Annotated in this window: 5 protein-coding genes and 1 pseudogene; all 6 read right to left on the reverse strand. The window is 67.5% G+C overall.

Going from position 1 to position 5,078, the window contains the following annotated elements; genetic code table 11:
• The coding region (locus ACY69P_RS14035) for a DegT/DnrJ/EryC1/StrS family aminotransferase (RefSeq protein WP_462327924.1) at positions 1–1,028 on the reverse strand (1,028 nt) is incomplete at its 3' end.
• Positions 1,028–2,035, reverse strand: coding sequence for an NAD-dependent epimerase/dehydratase family protein (locus ACY69P_RS14040; RefSeq protein WP_459897576.1), 1,008 nt, complete (start codon positions 2,033–2,035; stop codon positions 1,028–1,030). The genes ACY69P_RS14040 and ACY69P_RS14035, both read right to left, overlap by 1 nt.
• A gap of 34 nt (positions 2,036–2,069) precedes the next feature.
• Positions 2,070–3,179, reverse strand: coding sequence for a DegT/DnrJ/EryC1/StrS family aminotransferase (locus tag ACY69P_RS14045; RefSeq protein WP_462327925.1), 1,110 nt, complete (start codon positions 3,177–3,179; stop codon positions 2,070–2,072).
• The gene (locus tag ACY69P_RS14050) at positions 3,179–3,661 is read right to left on the reverse strand and encodes an acyltransferase (RefSeq protein WP_459897572.1); all 483 of its coding nucleotides are present in this window, start codon (positions 3,659–3,661) and stop codon (positions 3,179–3,181) included. Before ACY69P_RS14050 ends, ACY69P_RS14045 begins: the two co-directional genes overlap by 1 nt.
• Complete coding sequence (locus ACY69P_RS14055) at positions 3,658–4,692, reverse strand: Gfo/Idh/MocA family protein (protein ID WP_462327926.1); 1,035 nt, start codon at positions 4,690–4,692, stop codon at positions 3,658–3,660. The genes ACY69P_RS14050 and ACY69P_RS14055 overlap by 4 nt, the downstream gene beginning before the upstream one ends.
• A pseudogene (locus tag ACY69P_RS14060) lies at positions 4,689–5,078 on the reverse strand (hypothetical protein); the annotation flags it as partial. The pseudogene ACY69P_RS14060 and the gene ACY69P_RS14055, both read right to left, overlap by 4 nt.

The raw sequence follows: 5,078 nt of genomic DNA on the forward strand, positions 1-5,078 counted from the left end.
CCTTCCGGCGCATCCGGCGCCAACCGCACGGGGTAGCTCATGGCGTTCCAGCGCCCCCATGGCGGGTCCTGCGGCAGGGTGAGCCACGGCAAGCCGGAAAGCCCGTCGGCGTAGCGGGCCATAATGCGCCGCCGTTCGGCCACCATGGCCTTCAGCTTCCCCAACTGGACAATGCCCATGGCCGCCTGCACGTCAGTCATACGGTAGTTGTAGCCCGTGAGGACGTATTCCTCGATGGTCACCGTGCGCGCGCTGTGCCGCACCGCATCGGACACACTCATGCCGTGCTGGCGGTACAGGCGGTAGGCGCTGTCGCTTCCCGCGTCGGCGGTGGTAATCATACCGCCGTCGCCCGTGGTGAGAATCTTGCGCGGATGAAAGGAAAAACACGCCGCCGCGCCATGGGGGCGGCCCACCGGGGCAAAGGTTGCGCCGCCGTTGCAGGAGAGTTCACTGCCCGCCGCGCAGGCCGCATCCTCCACCACAGGCAGGCCGTGGCGCGCGGCAATGTCCAGAATACGCGCCATATCGCAGGGCATGCCCAGCTGGTGCACGGGCATAATGGCCGCCACCCGCCCGGTCTGCTCCGGCGGCAGCAGGGCAAGTGGGCTTTCGGCAGGCAGGCCGCCGCGCTCGGAAAACGCGTGGTACACCGCGCCGCCATAGTGCGCGCAGTCCTCGTCCAAAAAGCGCTCCAGCGCGTCCGGGTCCATGTTGAAGGTGACAGGATCAACATCCACAAAGGCCGGCTCCGCCCCGCAATGGCGCACGGCGTTGGCCGTGGCGATAAAGCTGTGGCTCACCGTGACCACCACATCGCCATGGGCCACGCCCACGGCCTTGAGGGCCATATGCAGGCCCGTGGTGCAACTGGACACCGCGCAGGCATGGCGCGCCCCGCACCACGCGGCAAACGCGCTCTCAAACTCCGCCACACGCGGGCCTTGCGTCACCCATCCGGACAGGATGGCCTCGCGCGCGGCGGCGGCTTCCTCTTCACCCAGCCATGGCTTTGCTACGGGTATCATCACCACTGCTCCCAGTTCTGTTCCGGTGCCTCGCAGGCCAGTTGGTCCGCGCCTTCGGGCCGTCCACGAAACCACTCCACCGTGCGCAGAAGCCCCTCGCCAAGGCCAACCTCCGGCGTCCAGCCCGTCAGGTCCGTAAAGCGCGACGGGTCCGCCAGCAGGCGGAGCACATCGCCGGGCCGAGCCTGCGTGTGGATAGGCCTGGCGGCTTCGCCCCCTACAGTCTCCACCACACGGCGGCACAGGTCCGCGATGGAAATCTCGCGCCCACTGCCCACGTTAAAGGTGCCGCCGATGCAGTCCTCGCAGGCGGCGGCCATCTCCAGAGCGCGGGCGGTATCCGTCACAAAGGTAAAATCACGCGTCTGCGCGCCATCGCCGTGGATGGTCACGTCCAGCCCGGCCAAGGCGCGCACGATGGACTTGGGGATAACCTCCCCGGCGTCGCCCCCATGGTGCGAGCGCGGGCCGTAGGTATTAAAGGGCCGCACAATGACCACGGGCATGCCGTAGGCGCGGTGGTAGGCGCGGGCGTAGGCCTCCCCGGCCAGCTTGGACGCGCCGTACACCGTGTGCGGGCGCGGGGGGTGCTCCTCGTCCATGGGCGCGGTGCGCGCCGAGCCATACACCTCGGACGAGGAGCAGTAGAGAAACCGCCCACAGCCCTCACGCCGCGCCGCCTCAAGCAGCAGCAGCGAGCCTTCGGCGTTGACGCGGTGGTTGCGGTGCGGATGCGCCAGCGAATGCCGCACGCCAAGGCAGGCAAGGTGAAAAACCACGTCCGCGCCGTCCACGGCGCGGCGCACATCAAAGGGGTCGGCCACACTGCCGTGGAGCACCTCCAGCCCGCCCCGCGGCGTGGGCAGGGCAAGGTTCTCCCAGAGTCCATTGGAAAAATCATCCAGCACGCGGACCTTGGCCCCGCACTCCAGCAGGCGGTCCACAAGGTGGGATCCTATAAACCCCGCCCCGCCCGTGACCAGACAGGTCTTACCGTCACATTCCAGTGCTCCGCTCCCGGGATGAGCGCGCTATCCGGCGTCATCCCTTGGTCATCACACGGCGGAGGACCGTGGCCACATGGCGCACGCGCTCCTCGCCGATTTCTGGATACAGCGGCAAAGACAGGGCGTGGTCCGCCACATGCTCCGCCACGGGAAAATCTCCACGCATATGATCCAAAAACGCATACGGCGCCATAAGATGCAGGGGCACCGGATAGTGCACGGCGGTGCCAATGCCCTCGCGCCGCAGGGCCTCGGCCACGGCGCCGCGCTGCTCCACAAGCACGCAGTACAGGTGCCACGCGCTCTCGCGGTCTGGCAGCACCTCGGGCACCTGAAGCCCGGGCACTCCCGCCAGCAGTGCACTGTACAGCGCGGCATACTCCGCCCGGCGCGCGTTGGCCCCGGCAAGGCCCGGCAGCTTCACCCGCAGGGCCGCGGCCTGCATGGCGTCGCACCGGCCATTGTAGCCCTCCACCACGTGCAGGTGCTTTTTCATCTGCCCATGGTCGCGCAGGGCGCGCACGGTTGCGGCCAGCTCCCTGTCGTCCGTCACCACGGCCCCGGCCTCGCCGCAGGCGCCAAGGTTCTTGCCGGGGTAGAAGGAAAAGGCTCCGGCGTGGCCGATGGTCCCGGCCATACGCCCTTCAAAGCGCGCCAAATGCGCCTGCGCGGCGTCCTCCACCACGGGGATGCCCCGGCGCTCCGCCACATCCTGTATGCCGCGCATATCCGCAGGCTGGCCGTACAGGTGCACAGGCAGGATGCAGCGCGTGCGCGGGGTGATGGCCGCCTCCAGATGCTCGGGATTCATGGTGCGGGTGACGGGGTGCACGTCCACAAACACAGGGCGCGCCCCGGCCTGCGTAATGGCCTCCGCCGTGGCGATAAACGTCATGGGCGTTGTGACCACATCGTCGCCGGGCATTATGCCCATACCCAGCAGAATACAGCGCAGGGCGTCCGTCCCGCTACCCACGGCCACACAGTGCCGCGCGCCGCACTCCGCGGCGAATTCTCGCTCAAAGGCGTCTACCTCCTCGCCGCCCACAAAGCGCCCCGCATCCAGAAGGCGCGCCCACGCAGCAAGAATGTCGTTGCGTACGCCCTGGTGCGCGGCGGCAAGGTCCACAAACGGCACCTGCATCAGCCCTCCTCCACATCCTTTAAATACCGGGCGGGGTTGCCCGCCCACACCTCGCGGGCGGGGACGTCGCGCGTGACCACGGCCCCAGCGCCTACAACGGCCCCGCGCCCAATGCGCACCCCGCACAGGATGACGGCCCCGGAGCCAATGGCGGCGCGGTCCTCCACCGTGGTGGGCACCACGGTCCAGTCCGCGTCCTCAAGGAGCGCGCCGTCCGGCCCCACGGCGCGGGGGTAGCGGTCGTTCACAAAGCTGACGTTATGCCCCACAAACACCCCGCTGCCGATGCTGACCCCCTCGCAGATAAAGGTATGGCTGGAAATTTTACACCGCGCGCCCACCTCGGCCCCGCGCTGAATCTCCACAAAGGTGCCGATGCGCGTGCCGTCGCCAATGCGGCAGCCGTACAGGTTCACAAAATCGCGCACCACAACGTCCCGCCCAAGGGTGACGTCCGGCGCTATGCGGCGGTACTGACTCACGCGCCCTCCCCGGCCACGGGCACCCGCGCCCCGCCGCGCGCCACGGACTGCTGTGCGGCCTCCAGAATGCGCAGCATGCGCGCGCCGCTTGCGCCGTCGGTGAGGGGAGCGCGCTTCTCGGCCACGGCGGCGGCAAACTCGGCCACCACTCCGGCAAGGGCCTCGCCATGGGGCACATGGGGCGAGGTCACGCCGCCCGTACGGTAGGACACAAGGGCCGTATCGCGCGCGGCGCGGTCCGGGCGGGGCTGAATGGTGACGCCCTTGTCATAGACCTTCAGGCGCTCTGCGGGGTCGAGGTCGTTCCATACCAGCATGCGTTCACTGCCGCCGATGATGGTCTTGCGGATTTTTACGGGGGACAACCAGTTGAGATGCAAGTGGGCCAGAAAGCCGTTGTCGAAATCAAGGGCCACGTAGGCCATGTTTTCCTGCTCCCACCCGGCATGGCGCGCGGCCTGCACGCTGACGGCCACGGGCTGGCGACCGGTAAGGTATTCAAGGATGGACAGGTCGTGCGGGGCAAGGTCCCAGATGACGTTGACGTCGCGCTGGAAGAGGCCAAGGTTGATGCGCACGGAGTCGAAATAGAGCACGTCGCCAAGGCTGCCCGCGTCGATGATGTCCTTCATCACGCGGACCACCGGGGCGTAGCAGAACACATGGTCGCACATCAGGCGCAGGGATCGCTCGCGGGCGAGGGCGACAAGGTCCTCGGCCTGCGCCGCCGTTGCGGCTATGGGCTTTTCCACCAGCACATGCCGCCCGGTCAGCAGGCATTCACGGGCAAGGGCGTGGTGCGTGGCAACGGGCGTGGCAATGGCGACGGCCGTGACCTGCTCATCCGCCAGCACCTCGGCAAGCTCCGTACACGCCTGCACGCCAGGGTACGGTGCCAGCACCTCGGCAAGGCGCGCGGCGTCCACGTCGCAGGCCCGCACAAGGCGCGTGTGCGGACAGGCCACAATATTGCGCACAAGGTTCGGCCCCCAGTCGCCGCATCCCACAACCGCAACGCCAAGGGCGCTCATACGCCGCCCTCCCCGGCCTCAAGGCCGATGGTCTCGCCCACCACGTACAGCGGGCGGCGCTTCACCTCGTCAAAGGTCTTGCCGAGGTACAGGCCCAAGAGGCCCATGTTGATAAAAAGCAGCCCCCCAATGAAGTAGAGGGACACCATAACGCTGGTCCACCCCGGCACCGGGTAGGCCCACAGATATTTGCGCGCCATAAGAAACGCCCCGTAGGCAAAGGCAAACAGCGCCAGCACAATGCCCAGGCCAAAGGATACCGTCGCCAGCCTGCCGGACTGGGAGACGATAATATCCACCGCCAGCGAAAACATACGCGAAAAGCCGTAGGCCGAACGCCCGGCAAAGCGCTGCTCATGCTCCACATCCACAGCCGAGGACGCAAA

It is taken from the genome of Desulfobaculum sp., assembly GCF_054921475.1.

Coding starts and splice junctions, on each gene's coding strand:
- ACY69P_RS14045 (WP_462327925.1), bottom strand. CDS start 3,179: ATGCAGGTGCCGTTTGTGGACCTTGCCGCCGCGCACCAGGGCGTACGC.
- ACY69P_RS14055 (WP_462327926.1), bottom strand. CDS start 4,692: ATGAGCGCCCTTGGCGTTGCGGTTGTGGGATGCGGCGACTGGGGGCCG.